The 21,470-nt window shown below is 45.2% G+C and carries 15 protein-coding genes, 3 tRNA genes and 3 rRNA genes; 8 read left to right on the plus strand and 13 right to left on the minus strand.

Going from position 1 to position 21,470, the window contains the following annotated elements; genetic code table 11:
* The first annotated feature begins 33 nt into the window (after positions 1–33).
* Positions 34–1,548, plus strand: a complete 1,515-nt coding sequence (locus NFHSH190041_RS11055) for a DUF3612 domain-containing protein (RefSeq protein ID WP_261921906.1) — start codon at positions 34–36, stop codon at positions 1,546–1,548.
* A 323-nt stretch (positions 1,549–1,871) separates the two neighbouring features.
* On the opposite strand, the gene NFHSH190041_RS11060 is transcribed toward NFHSH190041_RS11055, so the two are convergent.
* Positions 1,872–2,624, minus strand: a complete 753-nt coding sequence (locus NFHSH190041_RS11060) for a Nif3-like dinuclear metal center hexameric protein (RefSeq protein ID WP_261921907.1) — start codon at positions 2,622–2,624, stop codon at positions 1,872–1,874.
* 283 nt (positions 2,625–2,907) lie between these two features.
* On the opposite strand from NFHSH190041_RS11060, the gene NFHSH190041_RS11065 reads away from it, so the two are divergent.
* Entirely contained in the window at positions 2,908–3,219 is a 312-nt protein-coding gene (locus NFHSH190041_RS11065; protein ID WP_261921908.1) for a hypothetical protein, read from the plus strand.
* 684 nt (positions 3,220–3,903) lie between these two features.
* On the opposite strand, the gene NFHSH190041_RS11070 is transcribed toward NFHSH190041_RS11065, so the two are convergent.
* A complete protein-coding gene (locus tag NFHSH190041_RS11070) occupies positions 3,904–4,389 on the minus strand; it encodes a hypothetical protein (RefSeq protein ID WP_261921909.1) in 486 nt (161 codons plus the stop codon).
* A gap of 208 nt (positions 4,390–4,597) precedes the next feature.
* Positions 4,598–5,458 (minus strand): putative selenate ABC transporter substrate-binding protein, encoded by an 861-nt coding sequence (locus NFHSH190041_RS11075; protein ID WP_261921910.1) that lies wholly within the window; start codon positions 5,456–5,458, stop codon positions 4,598–4,600.
* Between the two features lie 278 nt (positions 5,459–5,736).
* Between NFHSH190041_RS11075 and NFHSH190041_RS11080 the strand changes: the two genes are divergently transcribed.
* Positions 5,737–6,411, plus strand: a complete 675-nt coding sequence (locus NFHSH190041_RS11080; protein WP_261921911.1) for a response regulator — start codon at positions 5,737–5,739, stop codon at positions 6,409–6,411.
* On the plus strand, positions 6,402–7,745 hold the full coding sequence (locus tag NFHSH190041_RS11085) for an ATP-binding protein (protein WP_261921912.1): 1,344 nt from the start codon (positions 6,402–6,404) through the stop codon (positions 7,743–7,745). Before NFHSH190041_RS11080 ends, NFHSH190041_RS11085 begins: the two co-directional genes overlap by 10 nt.
* 32 nt (positions 7,746–7,777) lie before the next feature.
* Here NFHSH190041_RS11085 and NFHSH190041_RS11090 read toward each other — a convergent pair whose 3' ends face one another.
* Positions 7,778–8,488, minus strand: coding sequence for a 2OG-Fe(II) oxygenase (locus NFHSH190041_RS11090; protein WP_261921913.1), 711 nt, complete (start codon positions 8,486–8,488; stop codon positions 7,778–7,780).
* A gap of 226 nt (positions 8,489–8,714) precedes the next feature.
* On the opposite strand from NFHSH190041_RS11090, the gene NFHSH190041_RS11095 reads away from it, so the two are divergent.
* The gene (locus NFHSH190041_RS11095; protein WP_261921914.1) at positions 8,715–9,020 is read left to right on the plus strand and encodes a DUF3135 domain-containing protein; all 306 of its coding nucleotides are present in this window, start codon (positions 8,715–8,717) and stop codon (positions 9,018–9,020) included.
* A gap of 23 nt (positions 9,021–9,043) precedes the next feature.
* On the opposite strand, the gene corA is transcribed toward NFHSH190041_RS11095, so the two are convergent.
* Entirely contained in the window at positions 9,044–9,991 is a 948-nt protein-coding gene (gene corA / locus NFHSH190041_RS11100; protein WP_261921915.1) for a magnesium/cobalt transporter CorA, read from the minus strand.
* A 127-nt stretch (positions 9,992–10,118) separates the two neighbouring features.
* Positions 10,119–10,481, minus strand: coding sequence for a hypothetical protein (locus tag NFHSH190041_RS11105; RefSeq protein WP_261921916.1), 363 nt, complete (start codon positions 10,479–10,481; stop codon positions 10,119–10,121).
* 331 nt (positions 10,482–10,812) lie between these two features.
* On the opposite strand from NFHSH190041_RS11105, the gene NFHSH190041_RS11110 reads away from it, so the two are divergent.
* Positions 10,813–11,936 (plus strand): IS3 family transposase gene (locus tag NFHSH190041_RS11110; RefSeq protein WP_261921917.1). Its coding sequence is split into 2 segments (ribosomal slippage): positions 10,813–11,065 and positions 11,065–11,936, totalling 1,125 coding nucleotides; the frame shifts between segments, so codons are not numbered across the junction.
* Positions 11,937–12,101: 165 nt separating this feature from the next.
* On the plus strand, positions 12,102–13,073 hold the full coding sequence (locus NFHSH190041_RS11115; RefSeq protein WP_261921918.1) for an IS481 family transposase: 972 nt from the start codon (positions 12,102–12,104) through the stop codon (positions 13,071–13,073).
* A gap of 293 nt (positions 13,074–13,366) precedes the next feature.
* Here the strand turns inward: NFHSH190041_RS11115 and rrf are convergent.
* The 7 genes from rrf to gmhB all read right to left on the minus strand — a co-directional run bounded on the left by rrf (position 13,367) and on the right by gmhB (position 19,902).
* Positions 13,367–13,482 (minus strand): 5S ribosomal RNA (gene rrf / locus NFHSH190041_RS11120).
* Positions 13,483–13,516: 34 nt separating this feature from the next.
* Positions 13,517–13,592 (minus strand) — tRNA-Val (locus NFHSH190041_RS11125).
* Between the two features lie 85 nt (positions 13,593–13,677).
* Positions 13,678–16,570: ribosomal RNA gene (locus NFHSH190041_RS11130) — 23S ribosomal RNA — on the minus strand.
* Positions 16,571–16,906: 336 nt separating this feature from the next.
* Positions 16,907–16,982 (minus strand) — tRNA-Ala (locus tag NFHSH190041_RS11135).
* Positions 16,983–17,089: 107 nt separating this feature from the next.
* Positions 17,090–17,166, minus strand: a tRNA-Ile gene (locus tag NFHSH190041_RS11140).
* 195 nt (positions 17,167–17,361) lie between these two features.
* Positions 17,362–18,904, minus strand: a 16S ribosomal RNA gene (locus tag NFHSH190041_RS11145).
* Together the 16S, 23S and 5S rRNA genes with 3 tRNA genes alongside form the textbook arrangement of a ribosomal RNA operon.
* 449 nt (positions 18,905–19,353) lie before the next feature.
* Positions 19,354–19,902 carry a D-glycero-beta-D-manno-heptose 1,7-bisphosphate 7-phosphatase gene (gmhB, locus tag NFHSH190041_RS11150; protein ID WP_261925099.1) on the minus strand — a complete coding sequence of 183 codons (549 nt, stop codon included), beginning with the start codon at positions 19,900–19,902 and terminating at the stop codon, positions 19,354–19,356.
* Between the two features lie 474 nt (positions 19,903–20,376).
* Here gmhB and NFHSH190041_RS11155 point away from each other — a divergent pair, with 474 nt between their 5' ends.
* The gene (locus NFHSH190041_RS11155) at positions 20,377–21,444 is read left to right on the plus strand and encodes a ketoacyl-ACP synthase III (protein WP_261921919.1); all 1,068 of its coding nucleotides are present in this window, start codon (positions 20,377–20,379) and stop codon (positions 21,442–21,444) included.
* The last annotated feature ends 26 nt before the right edge of the window (positions 21,445–21,470 follow it).

A 21,470-nucleotide genomic window follows, 5' to 3' on the forward strand; every position in this document is an offset into this window, starting at 1 on the left:
ACAATAAAAATTTTACAGTGTGAATTTTACAAAATGCCCCGACATCAACGTATCAATCGCCGCAGCCATTTTCTTGGCACTAAAATCCGTCATTTACGTAAACGGCATGGCCTGACGATGGAAGATTTATCCGCTCGGTGTATTGGGGTTAATCCAGATGCTGCGCCATCGGTATCATATCTTTCCATGATTGAACGGGGAAAAAGGATCCCCAGCAACGCCATGCTCGCGGTAATTGCCACGGTTTTTCAAAAAGAGATAGGCTGGTTTCTAGATGATGAGCCCGCTGGTGAAGCCATCATCCCGGTGAAAGGTAACCGTGGGGGCATTAATGGCATGCCATTAGAGCCAAGTTTTTTATTTTCAAATGACATACTGCAAATTGCCATTCCAGAGTTATTATCTCAAGCGGGAATTAGCGGGCGAGAATTTGCCCATTTACTGATTAGGGCTTATCAGGAACATCATCAGAATCACTTTCCTGATCTGGAAAAGGCCGCAGAAGAGATTGGACAAAAACAACTGGGATTAACAGTCAAGCAATTAATGGCGCTGCTGCAGCGGCAAGGGATCAAAATCCGTTGGCTCTCATCATCCGCACTATCAGTTCAAGCGCTACATTCCCCCCAGCATGGACAAATCATCACCTCACACTTTGAATGCCCGGCAACACTTTGGCTTAATCCATTACTGCAACAACATCAGGCCAGGCTTAAGTATGATCTGGCGGTACATATCGGTCATTCAGTACTTCACGGTAATACAATAGAGCGAAGTGCTTTATATGCCGGAGAGGGCCTTCTGCGGAGCAATACCGCTATCAGCGCAGACAAAGCACCAGATGCAACAGATATTCTTCAGGCCTGGCGTGACTTTGAGGCCCGCTTTTTTGCCGGTGCACTCTTATGTCCCAAGGTGCCATTTCGTCAGTTATTAGATAGACAAGGCTACGAAATCAACCTGCATCAGAAACTCGGGATCTCCCCCGCGGTGGTCATGCGGCGTATGACCGTTGTCTCCCCCTATCCCCATTGGCACTATTTCGATGCTTATGCACCGGGAAAACTTAAAGCCATCTACCGCGGTAATGGCATCCCCCTACCTTGGGGTAACATGCGTCAAGTCGATGACCCCTGCCGTCATTGGGCCGTATTTAGATTGATCTCAGCAACTCAGCAGGCTAGTACCGCTCAGCTCTCTATTATGCACGTTGCGCAGCAGCCGCGTCTTTATTGCTGTGAGTCTCTGCCAGTCAAAGATCTGGCTGGTAATCATCATGTTCTCTGCACAGGAATAGATCTCACTCCAGCGATTGAGACTCAATTTGGCCAGGCTGACGAATTGCTTGATTCATTAAAACAGCATTGTATCGCACATGGCGGTAGCGCCTTGCTACCCAGCAAATTAAAAGCAAAATTACTTCCACTTGCCAAGCTATTAAACATTAATTGGATCCAGCGGGGAATTGATAATGAGGCCAGACTGATCTGTGCCAGAGGAGCAGCCTGTCCTAGACAGCCAGGCTGCTATCAACACAATAAAGCGTAATATGATGTTATCAGCAAAATAGCATTATTTACCCGGCTCGGATGTTATCAAATCCTACAACGGCTAATGACATCACTGATGTCCCACTAAGAGGTCAATAACGTTCAGTAACAATTAATAAGTCAACCAGATATACACAGCGACGTTAGGCGTTGTGGCCAAGCATAAACAGAGTTAGATTGCATATTTAGCAAAAAAACTAAAAGCTAAGCCGCCCAAATACCTTCCCTTGAGCAAATACACAGCCCTGATTAAGATTTTAATTGCCAGAATATCTACAGAGGGAGGTGTGACTATAATGAACCTCCCCCATTATCATTTCGTTATACCGGATTGGGGATATCAATAAACTGATGTTCTAACCCGAATTTATCAGCTAAATGCTGCCCTAAAGCTTGAATACCATAACTTTCGGTAGCATGATGTCCAGCGGCATAAAAACTGATACCTTGCTCCATCGCAGCATGGAAAGTTCGTTCAGACACTTCACCGGTAATAAACGCATCAACGCCAGCGGCAACAGCGATATCGATATAATCTTGCGCCCCGCCTGTACACCAAGCAAGCGTTTTAATCTGCTGTGCATTATCGCCAATATGCAATGGTGCTCTTCCCAATACTGTGGCAATTCGAGTAGCAAAATCTGCCGCCGTTATAGATTGGGATAACTCCCCTCGCCAAACTAACCCTTGCGCAACACCCGTAATTGGCTCAGCATCATTTATAGCAAGCTTTTGTGCCAACATCGCATTATTGCCCACGAGGGGATGGGCATCCAGCGGTAAATGATACCCCAGTAAATTAATATCATGCTGAAACAACGCCTTAATCCGACGTCCTTTCATCCCCACCAATGGCGCAGGTTCATTTTTCCAAAAAAAACCATGGTGAACCAACAATGCATCAGCACCAGCAACAACCGCCTGATCGATTAAGGGCTGACAGGCCGACACACCGGTAACAATCTTGTCGATATTTTCCCGCCCCTCAATCTGCAGACCATTGGGCGCATAGTCTTTAAAAGTATCTGCCAGCAAAAACTCTGACAAATAACTCACTAAATCACTGCGTTTCATTTTCTATATCTTGTTAAGAGCTAAGGTTGATCATTCTACTCTACCCAACGGCATTATGACCAATGCCTCATTTTTTATCTTTGATAATATTTTTCAGTACAAGCAGACAATTAGACAAATAAACCATAACAAAAGTATCGCAGATTAGTGTCTATCTATCGTATTTATAGCCTATGAAATGCGGTAAAAATAAGCGATCTATGCCTAAAATTGGACTTTTTAGGCCATTAACCTTTAAAATCTGTGAAAACTTCCAAGTGAACATTAATAATAGGTCCAAACTATGTCAAAACTGACCAGAGAAGAAGTAATCAACACTCTGCAATCAGCACTGGAAAAACAGAAATCATCTCCAGTGGTTATCGAGCAGAAAGGCGGTTGGTACAAAATCGATGGCGGTAAATCAATACGTTTCAGTGAACTGGAAACGATGCTGCAAGCGATCAATGCGGTTAAGCCAACACAACAACCTGCAGCAGTTCAAGCCACTCCAGCAACAGATAAAACTGTAAATACAAAAGCAGGATTGAAGCCAAAAGAGTTATGGCGCCAAAAACTGGCAATCAAAGGCGCAACACTGCCACGGGGCTGTTGATACACTCAACTTCTCATACACAAAAGGGGCGCTTTGCCCCTTTTGTGTCTTTTCAATACAGATAAAACAAGCGCAATAAGTTAACGCGACTAAATGTTTAAGCCTTAAATTTTCTACTTAAATTGATCAAACTAAGTATTATCGAATTTTACTGGGATAGTAAACCTGAAACTCTGGCCATTTATCCGGCCGTAAATCGCGTAACGCGTATATCGGCTACTGTCAAACACCATATCTCTGGTGAAATAACCTGCAGGTCTGGCTTGTTCCTCATTCATCGAGCCGGACGCAAAATGATAAAATATTTCTGAATGCGCTGTACTATAACTCTGCTTCATATCAAACGTATTTTTACCTTGCTTTAAATTGGCAATAACTCGTATACGATATGTTTCATTTAAATAATAATTAAATGTCGTACACTCATCAACATGCTGATGACTTGATGAAAAACTATAAGCATACATTAATAGATTATTATATTCTGGGTGATATATTTCAACGCGATAAGCCCCATCCAAATTACCGGGCTTGAATGCGCGGGATTATAACTCCCGGGATTTTCCCAAGATGCTTTAACCGGAGCAATTAATACAAACATAAGTAAAAGCACAGTATGTAATTTCAACATATTAACCTCTAACACTGAAGATTGAATTTAAGTTTCAATAGATTAAGTAGCTATTAATAACTAAACTTCAGTGGAATAGTAAAACGGAAACCTTGCCCATTTAAACTACCATGGATAGAAAAACGCTCGGCTCTTTTATCCTCAAATTGCACGTCTCGGGTAAAATATCCTGCGGGTCTAACATTAGGCTCATTCGTAGAGCCAAGGGCAAAAATATGGGTTAATGTAGAAGATGCACGCTCAAAGCTTCTCTTAGTATCAAAATAGTTTTTCCCTTTATGAAGCCTTCCAATCAACCTAACCCTATAGGTGCGATTTAATGTGTAGTTAAATTTACTACAAGGCTTAGCCGCCTGATGACTTTTGGTAAAACTATAAGTATAAACAACCTTATTATTTTTAGTTGGATCGTAAATTTCTATTCGATATGCGCCATTAAGTCCCCCTGGATTATAACTACTTGGTTTTTCCCAAGATGCAAATACCGCACTCGAAAACATCGCAATTATAAAAGTAACAACATAAGATAAATTTCGCACTGCGCCCTCCAGATACAATGGATAAACATCAGTTCTATATCTACTAAATCAATAGAAAGAGAAAACAAAAAGATATATTGATATAACATAAATATAAATAACGAGAAATCCATCAGTATTACTGTTATTTCCCAAATAGATACAAAATAAATATGGACCTATCTTTTATATAATTATTTTTTATATAATTAAATTTTAAACCTATATATCAAGGTAATAAACCTATACTTCTCGCCAAATCCTCTATAGGTTGATAGTCCTGATTCACGGCGGGCACGAAAGACTGGCGAGAAAAAGATTGTAATAATTCAGGCTCATCCATATTAATTAAGACGCCAGCTAGCTTCTGTTTAAATCCCTTGCCCCACACTTGATCTATCCCTTGTCGAACTGTCCATTGACAATCAGGATATGCCGGAGACTCCCAGATAACCTTCACCTTGTTGGTATCAACTTTTCCCGCCGCAAGAGCGGATTCCCAGACCATATAATTAACTGCTCCCACCTGATATTGCCCCGATTGCACCTGGGCAATTGTTTGACTGTGATCACCAGAAAAACCAATCCGACTGAAGATATCTTCAGGTCGCTTACCCAAATTACGTTCGATAAAAAATTGTGGCATCAAACGACCAGAAGTAGAATGACGAGAACCAAATGTAAAACTCAAACCATTAAGAGATGGAAAACTACCAGTTGCGCTCAACTGACTCGAATGATGTGCAATAAAATAACTTTTAAAAAACTGATCTTCATAACCTTGCGCTATCGCTTCAGAACCCGGAACAATACGCCGCGCTTGCACGCCAGATAAGCCACCAAACCAAGCTAATTGCATCTTATTATCTGCAAATGCAGCCACCGCTTCAGCATAAGAGTTAACCGGTATGTAGTGAACATCTATTCCCAACTGCTGCTGCAAATAAGTCGCAATCTGGGTAAATCTATGTTGTAAAACCTCAGCATCTTCGTCCGGTATAGCAGTAAAGCTCAGCGCCTGCGCCCAAACACTATGCACAGTTAAACTCAGCCACAACACAGCTATACCGATAAATGTGCGCCTTTTCATATGACATCTTATTGATAACTTTTACACATTGTTAACTAAACAAATAAAAAAACGCAAGTAAAGTGAAACAGTAAAGGAGATAAATGTGAGCAAAGCATTCAGTCAGCTAGGGTTAAGCAACATGCTGCTAGCATTATCCGTAATAAATCATGCGATATCACTAGTTCACGTATTGTATGAAAATATAACTGATTAACCATTTACCAATCTTTAGCCGATATTTTCACACTGACAGATTCAAGCAGTGTACACTCGCCTATCTAAACAAAGGAGTTTATATGCGTATTCTTGTGGTGGAGGATGACCCCCTACTGTCTCATCATCTCAGTGTTCAATTAACTGAATTAGGAAACCAAGTTCAGATTTCCTCAACCGCAAAGGAAGGATTATACCAAGCAGAAAACTACCCTATTGATGTCGCTATTGTTGATTTAGGACTACCAGATCAAGATGGTATTAGTCTTATTCAGCAGATGCGCAGTTGTGGCGTAAAAGCCCCCATATTAATACTCACAGCACGGGTTAACTGGCAGGATAAAGTCGCAGGCCTCAATGCCGGGGCAGATGATTACTTAGTTAAACCCTTTCAAAAAGAAGAACTGGTTGCCAGATTAGATGCATTAGTACGACGAAGCGCTGGCTTTGTCCGCCCAGAAATAATCAGCCAGCATATTCGGTTAGATTTAGCTGGAAAACAAGTCTATTGGGATAATGAGGTAGTGGATATTACCGCTTTTGAGTATCAAATATTGGAATATTTAATGCGCCATAATAAAGAGGTGGTCGCCAAACAGCGTTTACTGGATGTCCTATATGGCGATAAAGAAGGTGATCCAAATACCATTGAGGTAATGATCAGCCGATTGCGTAAAAAACTAACGCGTTCCGGAACAGATAATCCCATCACCACAATCCGGGGCCAAGGTTATAAGTACACTCTGCCATGCAATTGAAAATGAAACCCCGGCTGCTGACCCGGATTTTTTTTACGTCACTTTCCATTATCGCACTGGTGGGATTTGGGCTGGCCGCACTGGTGAACGTTCTGCATAAACAAAATGGCTATAATGTTGAAACTGCAGCACTGATTGCTGAAATTCCCAGTGTTGCCGCAGAACTAAAACAAAGTCGTATGCTGCCAGAAAATAGCCAATGGCTAGAAAGCAACCAGCAGCCACAGCGTTATATCATGGCCAGTTGTAATAGCCAATTTCAGCAAATCTGGACCTCATCAAGGGCCAGTGAGTTAGGGTTATTTCAAGCCTGCGAAAAATTTAATGCTATACGTCATTCATCTCCCCCCTATCTACTCAGTTTCGCCAATAATACTGATTATTATGCCTACCTATTGTCCGTTGAACTCGACGGCAAGCACTACAACCTATTGGTGATGAAAAATGCAGCCAGAATCCAACAAGAAAACAGTGAATTTAGCAATAGAACATACCTTCGTTTAGCCATGGTTATGTCGCTGGCTATTGTACTGTTAATCAGTGCTGCTTATTGGGGAATGCGGCCACTGGCCAGAATGCGAGGTGAATTACAAGCGATTAATAATGGCAACGCTTCAGCTTTATCTGAAGATTATCCGGTTGAACTAGAAGGTATTACCCATGCCTTAAACCAGTTATTGCAACAGTCTGCCAACCAACAGTTGCGTTACCAAACCGCCATGGATGATCTGGCCCACAGTCTGAAAACGCGTTTAGCTGCCGTCCACGCCATCACCGATGATACTCAGCTATCTAAGCAGCAAATGAGTGAACGGATCATGGAACAAATTGGTCAGATGGATCTGCTAGTTAAATATCAGTTGAAGCGAGCCATGCTAGGACGACGTGGGCTGAAACACGAGACAACCCTCTTACTGCCAGTGATTCATGCCATAGTGCAAATGATGGATAAAGTTTACCGGGATAAACAAGTTCAGATCACGATAAATATTAGTGATGAACTGCACTTTCCCGGCACCGAAGGCGATCTATTAGAACTGTGCGGTAATTTACTGGAAAATGCTTTTCGCCTATGTATCAGTCAGATCAGTATTTCAGCTACGAGTAACCAGAATGAGCCATTTTATTTCATCATTGATGATGATGGCCCTGGCGTCCCTCCAGCGCTCAGAGAACAAATTCTCCAACGGGGTGTTCGTGCCGATAGCCGTTCACCAGGTCAAGGTATTGGTCTAGCCGTATGCAGCGAAATCGTTGCCAGCTATAACGGCACGCTCAGCGTAGAAACTTCGCCTTTAGAAGGAGCCCGCTTTACTATCTGTCTGCCCCGTTAAATCGTCCAGCACACAGCAAGGAAAAAGTATCCTTAGCGCTTAACCGGGCCATAAAGCTGCTCAGCCCGGTTAAACATGATCCAAGAGGTCGCAATATACTTATCACCACTGATAGGAATATTACCTCTATGGCTATGCGTAAACCCAGCCGGGGCAATCACCATTGTCCCCTTGGTCGGTTTGATCAATCGGCGCTGATAATAAAATTCAGTCTCTCCACCTTGCGCAACATCATTGAGGTAAAACATATAAAACGCTATTCGGTGTAACGCCTCATTATGCCCTGGCTGAGGAAACTGCTCACTATGCCAATGGGGATAACCACCAACACCTTGTTGATATTGCTGGATATTAACATTACCGCTTCGGTACAGATATTGAGTCAACGCCTGTGCTCTAGGGTGCCCCAACTGCGGATAATTATCCGGGGTTAAAGTATGATTAACGCCCTGCACATCACTTACCTGAACTGCCACACTGCCCATTAATGCCATGGCATATTTATCCAGATATTGCACCACACCAGGCAATGCAGCAGTCAAAAATGTCGCTCTCAGATCATCTAAATCCCGAAAAGCATCAAGCGTCAAATCCCGACTCAGTTTTTTTTGCTTATCAACGCCATGCCCAGTTTGGCCTTGTTGTACCCCTGGGTGCTGTGCAAATGTGTCCAATAGACGATCACATAAACTCGCTGGCAATAATCCCGGATAAACCTCGATAAAATCCCTTTCAACATCCATACCTCACCCCAATATCCTATTAGTCTCATTCGCTCCAGCCATGACCATACCGAGACAGTCACCTCAGCGCAAATGGCTTGATAATAAATACAGGGAATAACCAAGGGAGGCTTATAACTATTAACAACAGTTATACCATTATCTAGTGCGTTCTTATCTTGTTGTACCGCCCACCTTTCGGTAGCGTAATTAGGCAAGCTATCTTTTATCAACACGAGGGGCAGGTATGACGCAATTACCCGACTTCGACACGCTAAAGCAGTTGGCCGAAAATGATCCGGCACAATTAGCACATCTACAGGAAACCCTCACGGAAGAGCTTATCAGTAACTCCAAGCATCAAGAGCAGCTTAGACAGTTACATCATCATTTGAAACAGCGGGTGGCACGGTGCAACAATCCCTACCATAGGTGTATTACAACCATGGCGATGATGCATAGCAAGCTCAATACCATGGCCCATGTCATGAACAACCCGGATGAATTCAGGGCGCATAAAGCAGATATTTTACCCCTGAAGCACAGGGGCTAATGGTCGAAAATCGGTGAAGGAGATTAGAGCCAGCGTTTACGCTTAAAGAACAAGTAAGTTCCCACGGCGCTGGCTAACATCATCAAAATAGCCAACGGATAACCATATTCCCACTGAAGTTCTGGCATATTCACAAAGTTCATACCATAACTACTGGCGATTAAGGTTGGTGGTAGAAACACCACAGCGGCCACTGAGAAAATTTTAATAATCTTATTTTGCTGCAACCCACTAAAGCCCATTGCAGCATCCAGCAAGAAGTTTAATTTATCGAAGATAAATTGACTATGCGGCATCAAAGATTCAATATCAGCCAACATCTCACGCAACTCTTTCATATCATCATCGGACAGATTCCGACGATAATAACGTTGGATATAACGTAAAGAACGCTGAGTATCGAGCAAACTAAGCCGGATTTTACCGTTAGAGTCTTCCTGCAAGGTGATCATCTTAAACACATCATCTAACTCTTCACTCTCAAACACTTGGTGTCCGACATTATCCAATACGGTATATACGTCTTCAATCAAGTCAGACAGATAGTCGACCTTAAGGGTAAACAGTTCAATAAAGAGTTCTTGGGGAGTATTGACTTCTAAACGTCCAAGCCGCAAATAGTTACGCAGCAAACGTACTAGACCAACGTCTTCCTCACGCATGGTGATTAACACATTGTCTCGCAGGTTAAAGGAGATGTTCACCGCCCGCACTTCCTGACCAACCCGTTGAGGAAATAGACTGTTGATATGCAGACCATCGCTGTTCTGGTAGAAACGGGCAGATGCCTCAATTTCATTCATATCTTCTTCGTCAGGTACTTCTTCAACTGAGAATTTACTCAGCCAAATCCGTTCATCATCTTCCGGTTTATACAAATCAAGCCATATCGTCGAGTCCGGCAGGCTATCCTCTACATTAAGTTCTCTTACCGCTAATTTGCGGTCTTCATAAACATAAGCAGTAATCATGTAGCCTCCTGAAAAAACACCCGAATCGATAAATGACAATCCCGGGGCAGGGTTAAAGTGTCGCTAGTTTACCTGATAGGGCGACAATAGACAGCAACAAATGCTAATTTAGCCGCGATTCAGGGCCTTATCGCGCAGAAATTGTCATTCTTTCTTGGGAAGATACCCGAATTTGTAACCCATCCAAGGTTGTTAAGCGTTCTCCTTCAATATCTTTCTTACGTACCTGATATTGTACACTGACACCATCAAGTGGTGAGGTGATGGTAACTGTCATGACCCGATAGCTGTCATATAGATGCCAAGCCCCCAATGTTAGCCCCCCTAAAGCCACAATGCCCAATACAGCGAGGATAATATAGCGACGAATCACAGCCTGCCCCGTTAGCAATGGCGCGCTACGTGACTCATTAATAGGTTGGCGGCCTCGAGTTAAAAACCACCAAGCCAAGCAAATTACCAATAGGGTTAGTAAAAATTTAGTCAGCAAGAGCCACTCCAACAATGCATTATCAATGCGACATCATTCCTAAAAGAAATCAGTCATAAACGACAAAAAACCTACCTAATCAGATAGATGAAATAATGAACAAAACGGTAAATCCAATCTATAAGCATACCAATTCCCCTCTCAATTTGCGCTGTCATGGCTGACATTTATGAAACGATGTAGTGATAATGACAAATTGACTGGGTACTTTCAGGTTTGCTCTTTATTAAACAACAAGTAGGTTGGTAGTCCCAGAAATGGCTCCAATTTTTAAGACAGTGATTAAGAGCAAATAATCTGCTTTAATTGTAAACAACAAAAGGAGCAGAGCATGAGCAAAAAAAGGAAAAATCACTCGCCGACATTCAAGGCTAAAGTTGCACTCGCTGCGGCCAAGGGAAACAAGACGCTGGCTCAACTTTCTTCTGAATTTGGTATCCATCAATCCCAGATTGGCAAATGGAAGCAGGAGCTTCTAGATAATGCCTCGACCCTGTTTGAAAGCAAGGCTGACAAGGCTAAAAAGAACGAAGTCGACTGTGAAAAACTCCATGCAAAAATCGGTCAACTGACCATGGAAAATGATTTTTTAGCCAAAGTGCTCGGTCGTTAACGAGAGCACAACGGAAAAATAAAGTCGACCGTAAGGATAAATTGCCCGTTTTACACCAGTGTCGTTTGTTGGGTATTAGCCGCTCTAGCGCCTATTACGAGCCTGCTCCGTTTTCAGCAGAGCAGCTTGAAATCATGCGCCGGATAGATCAAATTCATCTGAAACACCCGTTTTATGGCAGCCGTAAAATCACGCTGGAACTTTGTGCCAGTGGCTTTCATGTCAACCGTAAACGGGTGCAGAGACTGATGCGTTTAATGGACATTGTGCCTCTGTACCCAAAGAAGCAAACATCTCGGCCCAATCAGGCTCATACCATTTATCCGTACTTACTGCGTGAGCTGAGTATTGAGCGGGCAGATCAGGTCTGGGCCACGGATATCACCTATATTCCGATGGAAAAAGGGTTTGCTTATCTGATCGCCATCATCGACTGGCATAGCCGAAAAGTGCTGGCATGGCGCATGTCCAATACCATGGATACACAGTTTTGTCTTGATGCACTCGATGAGGCATTGGCCAAATACGGTAAGCCTGAGATTTTCAATACCGATCAGGGTAGTCAGTTTACCAGTGATGCGTTTACCGGCAGGCTGAAAGAAATGGATATCAGGATTAGCATGGATGGCAAGGGGCGTTGGGTAGATAATGTGTTTATTGAGCGACTCTGGCGGAGCTTGAAATATGAGGAGGTGTATATCAAAGCTTATGGCACTATTACAGAGGCAGAACTTGCTATTGGTGAATATTTCGTGTTCTATAACGAACAGAGATTTCATCAGGGACTGAATAATCACACACCTGATCAAGTCTATTTCGCTAAAAAGAAGTTTGCCGCTTAACCAAACAGATTATTTCTCTTAAAAGATGAAAAATCTGTCTAACCAATTGGGTCCAGCTTAGACTACCGGTTATCAATCTCGGTATACTGCTAAACGTGGTATCTCAGGGTTTCTTACCAATAACCTGTGTGATTCATAGACATCATTTCAATATAATGAGTGTCTATGAACAGAGAAATACAACAGCGTTTACAGTGGATTAAGCTATACGAAGAGACCCGTGATGCGGGCTTGGTCTGTCGTCGTTGTGGCATATCCAGACCTACCTTAAGAAAATGGTGGCAGCGTTATCAGAAAGACAGTGTAGATGGTCTGGTCAGTCAAAGCAGACGTCCTAAGAGTTCACCTTCAACCAAGGTTGGTGAGACAGAAGAGCAGTTAATTTTATCTTTGCGATGCTCTCGAAACCTTGGAGCTAGGCGTATTCAAAGTGAACTTGGCCGCCTACATGGGCTCTCTCTTGGAATTGCAACTATTCATAAGATTTTGACGCGGAATGAGGTAAAGCCTGTTGTTACCTATCGTAAGAAACCAGATTACATCAGGTATGTTCGCCCAGTTCCTGGCGATAGAATACAAATGGATACCTGCAAGATAGGGCCGAATCTCTATCAATACACCTCGATTGACGATTGCACCCGCTATAGGGTTTTAAGGCTGTATAGCCGCAGAACTGCTGCTAACACACTGGATTTCATTGATTGCGTTATTGATGAAATGCCATTTCCAATTCAGCGTATTCAAACAGATCGTGGCCGCGAGTTCTTTGCCTTTAAAGTCCAAGAGAAATTGAAGATCCATGGAATCAAATTCAGACCAAATAAACCTGCTTCACCTCACCTAAATGGCAAAGTAGAGCGCTCGCAGAAAACGGATAAAGCTGAGTTTTATGCAACGGTAGAGTTAGCATCAGACGATTTAGATAACCTGCTTGCTGAGTGGCAGCATTACTACAACTGGGAGAGGCCTCATAGCGCACACCATGGGAAAACACCCATGGAGCGATACTTCGAAATGGCTGAGCAAACGCCTTATTCTGAAGAGGTTCAGGAGCTTTATGAACCAGCAAAAGAACCCCTTCAAGAACAAAACTACAGGCTTGAATTGGAGCTGAGAAGATTGAAACGATCTCTATGAATCACACAAATAACCAATCTTATCATCCGAGCGACAATATTCAGACAACACAGTCCTTTAAGGCAGAATACCAAACACCTTAGACGCTTTTGTTCGGTAATCTACTCCCCCTATTCTAGGCAGATAATGTAAAGGCTAATGAGTAATCTCGCTGCACTATCACATGAGTGGTTGCCTCACTTCGTTCGGAATTTTTATTTCCCCATGTTCGTTCTGTCATGGCGCGCATAAACGAAAAAAGCCCGTTGCATTAGCAACGGGCTTTCTCGCTTCTCTTACGAGAATAATTAGGTGCTTGGCGATGACCTACTCTCACATGGGGAAGCCCCACACTACCATCGGCGCGACTGCGTTTCACTTCTGAGTTCGGAATGGGATCAGGTGGGACCACAGTGCTATTGTCACCAAGCAAATTCGTTAATTCGGAAAGCTGTACAAAAATATGGTGGTCGCTACTGGGCTCGAACCAGTGACCCCCTCCTTGTAAGGGAGGTGCTCTCCCAGCTGAGCTAAGCGACCTGGGATTCTTTTCGCTTTGAGTTCAAAACTTCAATCAAGTCTTGATTATTCTATCAAGGTTTCCAACAAAACCCTTTTGGGTTGTATGGTTAAGCCTCTCGGGTCATTAGTACAGGTTAGCTCAACGCCTCACAACGCTTACACACCCTGCCTATCAACGTCCTAGTCTCGGACGGCCCTTCAGTAGACTCTAGGTCTAAGGGATGACTCATCTTGGGGCTCGCTTCCCGCTTAGATGCTTTCAGCGGTTATCGATTCCGAACGTAGCTACCGGGCAATGCCATTGGCATGACAACCCGAACACCAGCGGTTCGTCCACTCCGGTCCTCTCGTACTAGGAGCAGCTCCCCTCAATCATCCAACGCCCACGGCAGATAGGGACCGAACTGTCTCACGACGTTCTGAACCCAGCTCGCGTACCACTTTAAATGGCGAACAGCCATACCCTTGGGACCGACTTCAGCCCCAGGATGTGATGAGCCGACATCGAGGTGCCAAACACCGCCGTCGATATGAACTCTTGGGCGGTATCAGCCTGTTATCCCCGGAGTACCTTTTATCCGTTGAGCGATGGCCCTTCCATTCAGAACCACCGGATCACTATGACCTACTTTCGTACCTGCTCGACGTGTCTGTCTCGCAGTTAAGCTGGCTTATGCCATTGCACTAACCGTACGATGTCCGACCGTACTTAGCCAACCTTCGTGCTCCTCCGTTACTCTTTGGGAGGAGACCGCCCCAGTCAAACTACCCACCAGGCACTGTCCTCAACCCCGATTCAGGGGCCAGAGTTAGAACATCAACACTACAAGGGTGGTATTTCAAGGTTGACTCCACGATGACTGGCGTCACCGCTTCAAAGTCTCCCACCTATCCTACACATGTAGGGTCAATGTTCAGTGCCAAGCTATAGTAAAGGTTCACGGGGTCTTTCCGTCTAGCCGCGGGTATACGGCATCTTCACCGCAATTTCAACTTCACTGAGTCTCGGCTGGAGACAGCGTGGCCATCATTACGCCATTCGTGCAGGTCGGAACTTACCCGACAAGGAATTTCGCTACCTTAGGACCGTTATAGTTACGGCCGCCGTTTACCGGGGCTTCGATCATGAGCTTCTCCGAAGATAACCCAATCAATTAACCTTCCGGCACCGGGCAGGCGTCACACCGTATACTTCCTCTTGCGAGTTCGCACAGTGCTGTGTTTTTGATAAACAGTTGCAGCCACCTGGTATCTGCGACTCCCGTCAGCTTAGAGAGCAAGTCTCATCACCAACAGGAGCGTACCTTCTCCCGAAGTTACGGTACCATTTTGCCTAGTTCCTTCAGCCGAGTTCTCTCAAGCGCCTTGGTATTCTCTACCCGACCACCTGTGTCGGTTTGGGGTACGATTCCTACTAACCTGAAGCTTAGAAGATTTTCCTGGAAGCATGGCATCAACCACTTCAGTGCCGTAGCACCTCGTCATCAATTCTCAGCATTATGTGTCCGGATTTGCCTAAACACACTGCCTACCATCTTAAACACGGACAACCAACGCCGTGCTGGCCTAGCCTTCTCCGTCTCTCCATCGCAGTTAGCAGAAGTACGGGAATATTAACCCGTTTCCCATCGACTACGCCTTTCGGCCTCGCCTTAGGGGTCGACTCACCCTGCCCCGATTAACGTTGGACAGGAACCCTTGGTCTTTCGGCGAGGGAGTTTTTCACTCCCTTTATCGTTACTCATGTCAGCATTCGCACTTCTGATACGTCCACGGTGCCTTACGGCTTCCGCTTCAACCGCTTACAGAACGCTCCTCTACCGCACTAGCACAAGTGCTAGTACCCATAGCTTCGGTGTATTGCTTAGCCCCGTTACATCTTCCGCGCAGGCCGACTCGACTAGTGAGCTATTACGCTTTCTTTAAATGATGGCTGCTTCTAAGCCAACATCCTAGCTGTCTAAGCCTTCCCACATCGTTTCCCACTTAGCAATAACTTTGGGACCTTAGCTGATGGTCTGGGTTGTTTCCCTTTTGACAACGGACGTTAGCACCCGCTGTCTGTCTCCCGCATAGTACTCATTGGTATTCGGAGTTTGCAAAGGGTTGGTAAGTCGGGATGACCCCCTAGCCTTAACAGTGCTCTACCCCCAATGGTATTCGTGCGAGGCGCTACCTAAATAGCTTTCGAGGAGAACCAGATATCTCCCGGTTTGATTGGCCTTTCACCCCCAGCCACAAGTCATCCGCTAATTTTTCAACATTAGTCGGTTCGGTCCTCCAGTTGATGTTACTCAACCTTCAACCTGCCCATGGCTAGATCACCGGGTTTCGGGTCTACACCTAGCAACTAAACGCGCAGTTAACACTCGGTTTCCCTACGGCTCCGCTATTCGCTTAACCTCGCTACTAAATGTAAGTCGCTGACCCATTATACAAAAGGTACGCAGTCACGGTCTCAAGAACCGCTCCCACTGCTTGTACGTATACGGTTTCAGGTTCTATTTCACTCCCCTCACAGGGGTTCTTTTCGCCTTTCCCTCACGGTACTGGTTCACTATCGGTCAGTCAGGAGTATTTAGCCTTGGAGGATGGTCCCCCCATGTTCAGACAACATATCACGTGTGCCGCCTTACTCGATTTCATCTTCAGTTAGTTTTCGTGTACGGGACTATCACCCTGTACCGTTAAGCTTTCCAACTTATTCCACTAACACCCTGAAGACTTAAGGGCTGGTCCCCGTTCGCTCGCCGCTACTTGGGGAATCTCGGTTGATTTCTTTTCCTAAGGGTACTTAGATGTTTCAGTTCCCCTCGTTCGCCTCATATACCTATGTATTCAGTATATGATGACACCTTATGGTGCCGGGTTTCCCCATTCGGACATCTGTGCCTCAAGTGCCTTTTATCGGCTAAGCACAGCTTTTCGCAGATTAACACGTCCTTCATCGCCTCTGACTGCCAAGGCATCCACCGTATACGCTTAGTCGCTTAACCATACAACCCAAATGAGTTTCATTCAGGTTGCATTGCAACTTGCTGGTTTGATAATTGTAATTCTTTCGAATCACAACGCCTTGATTAGAATACTCAATTTACTTGATTAAAGTGTTTGAGAACTCAATTTTGTATTAACAAAGCCTTTCTTAAAAAGAGAGGTTTGTTTCTACTATCAGCTTTCCAAATTGTTAAAGAGCAATAATTTTCGACCTTTCAGCCTAAAATCGGGCTTAAAAAAGCCAAAGATAAAGCATGTTTATCTTTGGCGTCTCTATCCCCTGAGACTGTATGAGTCACTTCCATCTCTTCATCCCCGAAGCGTGTTGAAGGAAGTGGTGGAGCTATGCGGGATCGAACCGCAGACCTCCTGCGTGCAAGGCAGGCGCTCTCCCAGCTGAGCTATAGCCCCATACAGTTGAACATTTATCTGAAAAGAATTTCTTCTGAGACGCGGCGAAGTGCGACGACGTTTAGCCTGCTAAACGAGTTGCGCTTCAACAAAGTATCAGGAGAAATTGGTGGGTCTGAGTGGACTTGAACCACCGACCTCTCGCTTATCAGGCGAACGCTCTAACCACCTGAGCTACAGACCCATTTCGCTTACTCTTTTGAGCCATACCTGTGTTGCTTTCGCGCTTCGGTCGTCATGTAGCGCTGCTACACATTCTTCCTCATTGCTCAAGCGCCTTGGCCTGACTCAAATTAGCTACGCTTAATCTCGCAGATAATTGTTCTTACTTTCTATCAGACAATCTGTGTGAACACTCAAAGCAATTTCATCGCTTAGGTAAGGAGGTGATCCAGCCCCAGGTTCCCCTAGGGCTACCTTGTTACGACTTCACCCCAGTCATGAACCACACCGTGGTAAACGCCCTCCCGAAGGTTAAGCTATCTACTTCTGGTGCAGCCCACTCCCATGGTGTGACGGGCGGTGTGTACAAGGCCCGGGAACGTATTCACCGTGGCATTCTGATCCACGATTACTAGCGATTCCGACTTCACGGAGTCGAGTTGCAGACTCCGATCCGGACTACGACCGGCTTTCTGGGATTAGCTCCACCTCGCGGCTTGGCAACCCTCTGTACCGACCATTGTAGCACGTGTGTAGCCCTACTCGTAAGGGCCATGATGACTTGACGTCGTCCCCACCTTCCTCCGGTTTATCACCGGCAGTCTCCCTAAAGTTCCCGGCATGACCCGCTGGCAAGTAAGGATAAGGGTTGCGCTCGTTGCGGGACTTAACCCAACATTTCACAACACGAGCTGACGACAGCCATGCAGCACCTGTCTCAGAGTTCCCGAAGGCACTAAGCTATCTCTAGCGAATTCTCTGGATGTCAAGAGTAGGTAAGGTTCTTCGCGTTGCATCGAATTAAACCACATGCTCCACCGCTTGTGCGGGCCCCCGTCAATTCATTTGAGTTTTAACCTTGCGGCCGTACTCCCCAGGCGGTCTACTTAATGCGTTAGCTTGAGAGCCCAGTGCTCAAGGCACCAAACTCCGAGTAGACATCGTTTACGGCGTGGACTACCAGGGTATCTAATCCTGTTTGCTCCCCACGCTTTCGTGCATGAGCGTCAGTCTTTGTCCAGGGGGCCGCCTTCGCCACTGGTATTCCTCCAGATCTCTACGCATTTCACCGCTACACCTGGAATTCTACCCCCCTCTACAAGACTCTAGTTCGCCAGTTCGAAATGCGGTTCCCAGGTTGAGCCCGGGGCTTTCACATCTCGCTTAACAAACCGCCTGCGCACGCTTTACGCCCAGTAATTCCGATTAACGCTCGGACCCTCCGTATTACCGCGGCTGCTGGCACGGAGTTAGCCGGTCCTTCTTCTGCGAGTAACGTCACAGCTACTGGATATTAGCCAGTAACCTTTCCTCCTCGCTGAAAGTGCTTTACAACCCGAAGGCCTTCTTCACACACGCGGCATGGCTGCATCAGGGTTTCCCCCATTGTGCAATATTCCCCACTGCTGCCTCCCGTAGGAGTCTGGGCCGTGTCTCAGTCCCAGTGTGGCTGATCATCCTCTCAGAACAGCTAGGGATCGTCGCCTAGGTGAGCCTTTACCTCACCTACTAGCTAATCCCACCTGGGCTAATCAAGATGCGCAAGGCCCGAAAGTCCCCTGCTTTGACCCGTAGGTATTATGCGGTATTAGCAGTCGTTTCCAACTGTTATCCCCCTCATCTCGGCATATTCCCAGGCATTACTCACCCGTCCGCCGCTCGTCAGCAAAGTAGCAAGCTACTTCCTGTTACCGCTCGACTTGCATGTGTTAGGCCTGCCGCCAGCGTTCAATCTGAGCCATGATCAAACTCTTCAATTAAAAGTTTTGGTTGAACCCGAAGGTTCTGCTCAATGAATTCTGTCTTTGCATCATTACCCATTAAGGCAATGACTGCATTTGCATGCTGCGCGATTCATCATTGATTAAAATCGTTTGTCGATGTCAATCACTGTGAATGTCCACGCAGATTGTCTGATAAATTGTTAAAGAACAGCCTTCTAAAGGCTAACTTGAGCAACCACTCAAGCTGCGCGCCGTTTCCAGCAGCGTCTCAATGGAAGCGAATTATAGGTAAGACAAAATTTACTGCAAGTGCCTTACGCCATTTTTCTAGCAAAAACCGTTCAACCGATGCTTTTTGATACAAAGTGACCGTTATTACACCAATAAGGGTAAATTTAAGCTCATAGCACAGTCTGTAAATCGCAAAAACCACTGCATTGCAGTGGCCTTTTACAAGAAGTCAAACATTGAAATGAGATTCGGTGCTACTGCTTTAAGAAAGCTGGAACATCATTAATGCTATCAAGCACGACATCGGCCAACTCTGTAGCGGTATCATCCACAGCCTTACCTGAGCGAACTAAAATCTTAGTCCCGATACCAGCAGCAATACCAGCCTGCATATCAGCGGCTTTATCACCCACCATCACCGACTGACTTAAATCGATCTTTAAAAAACGCGCCGCAGAATTTAGCATTCCAGGTTTAGGTTTCCGACAATCACAATCCTGCCGGTAGTCGCCAATACCTTTTTCCGGATGGTGAGGACAATAATATATACCGTCTAGCTCCACCCCTTTATCGGCAAAATTCCAATCCATCCATTCCGTCAAGGATTGAAACTCATCCTCTGAGTAATACCCCCTGGCTATACCAGATTGATTCGTAACCACCACCAACTTATAGCCTTGCTGTTTCAATGCCCGGCACGCATCGAACACCCCTTCGATATATTCAAAATCATCCACCGTGTGGACATAACCACGATCAACGTTGATAACACCATCGCGATCCAAAAACACTGCTTTATTCACCAAAGGGCACTCCGTATGCGAAAATCTTGCGTATTATTTCATTCCCGCCAAGAAATGCACAGCCCTAATCCACAGCAAATATTCCACCTAAGTCATACATAAAGCGCATAAGACAAGACATTAGTGTTATCACAACAAATCAGTTAGCCCTATCTGCAGCATATCAGTACATCAAAACACACTAGATCTGAGGCTATCAGATAAGATACTCAGGAAAATGCTTGTCAAAGGCTAAACCGAAATGCAGGATAAATAGAAACTGAAAGAGATAATCTTTTTTATATATTATTGCGGTAACACAGCAAATAAGAATAACAACTCATTAGGGTATTTCCTTTTTCACTGCCAGTAATAAGGCCAATCGTGCACTGTCTATGACTTTATTACTGCCAAACCGCAATGACATCATACAGTGCTGCGTTACAGCGCTGAACTTTGGCGGCAATCACCGCCGGGACTGATTGAGAGAAAATTATGCAGTACGCCACGATAACCGGCTGGGGAAAATGTCTGCCACCAGCGGTATTGACCAATCATGATCTTGCCACTTTTATTGAAACCTCGGATGAATGGATTAAACCCCGCACCGGGATTAGTCAGCGCCATATCAGCCATGTTGATACTTCAGCCTTAGCTTCTGTCGCTGCCCAACGGGCATTGGATGCCGCAGGGCTAACCGGGGCTGACTTAGATATGATCATTCTGGCCACCGCCAGTCCTGATACCCTGATCCCCAATATTGCTTCCACGGTGCAAGCCAATGTTGGGGCACACTGCGCAGCATTTGATATCAATGCTGCCTGCAGTGGATTTCTATACGGTTTAGGTTTAGCAAGTAGCCAAATCCGCAGTGGCCAGTGCCAAAAAGTACTGGTCATTGGTGCTGAGCGACTTAGCTTTTATCTGGACTGGTCGCGTCGTGAAACTGCCGTATTGTTTGGCGACGGCGCCGGCGCCGTCATACTGGAAGCGACCGATAAGGCTGAGGGAGTATTAGGCTATGAGCTAAATAACGATCCGGCTGGCCGTGAAATATTGAAAGCCGGTTTTGGCACGGCAATGGATAGGTTTGATGCCGCATCACTGGATTTTTATATTCAGTTTGATGGCCAAGAGATTTTTAAACGGGCCATCACAGGAATGGGCAAATTAAGCAAACAGGTTTTAGCCAAATGCCAATTGGATAAAGATGATGTAGATCTCGTCATTCCTCATCAAGCCAATGAGCGCATTATCGATACTTTAGTTAGCCGTATGAAAATTGATAAAGACAAAGCGTTTGTCAATATTGCCAACTATGGCAATACTTCAGCGGCGACTATTCCGATTGCGATTTGTGATGCACTGGAGCAAGGCCGTATTCAGCCAGGGCAAACTATTTTATCCTGCGCCTTCGGTGCCGGTTTAACCTCTGCAGCAGCTGTGATTAAATGGGGCAGCCGCGTCACCCCCCTCAAAACCAGCCAAGCACAATTACCGCCTTGTGACAAAACAGGCTTGGAATTAGTCAAACGAGCCGCTGATTATTTCTGTAAACGTTAATGCTTTACTGCTCACTAAAACAACCA

Origin of the sequence: Shewanella sp. NFH-SH190041, assembly GCF_024363255.1 — a bacterium.
Taxonomy (GTDB): Bacteria; Pseudomonadota; Gammaproteobacteria; order Enterobacterales; family Shewanellaceae; genus Shewanella.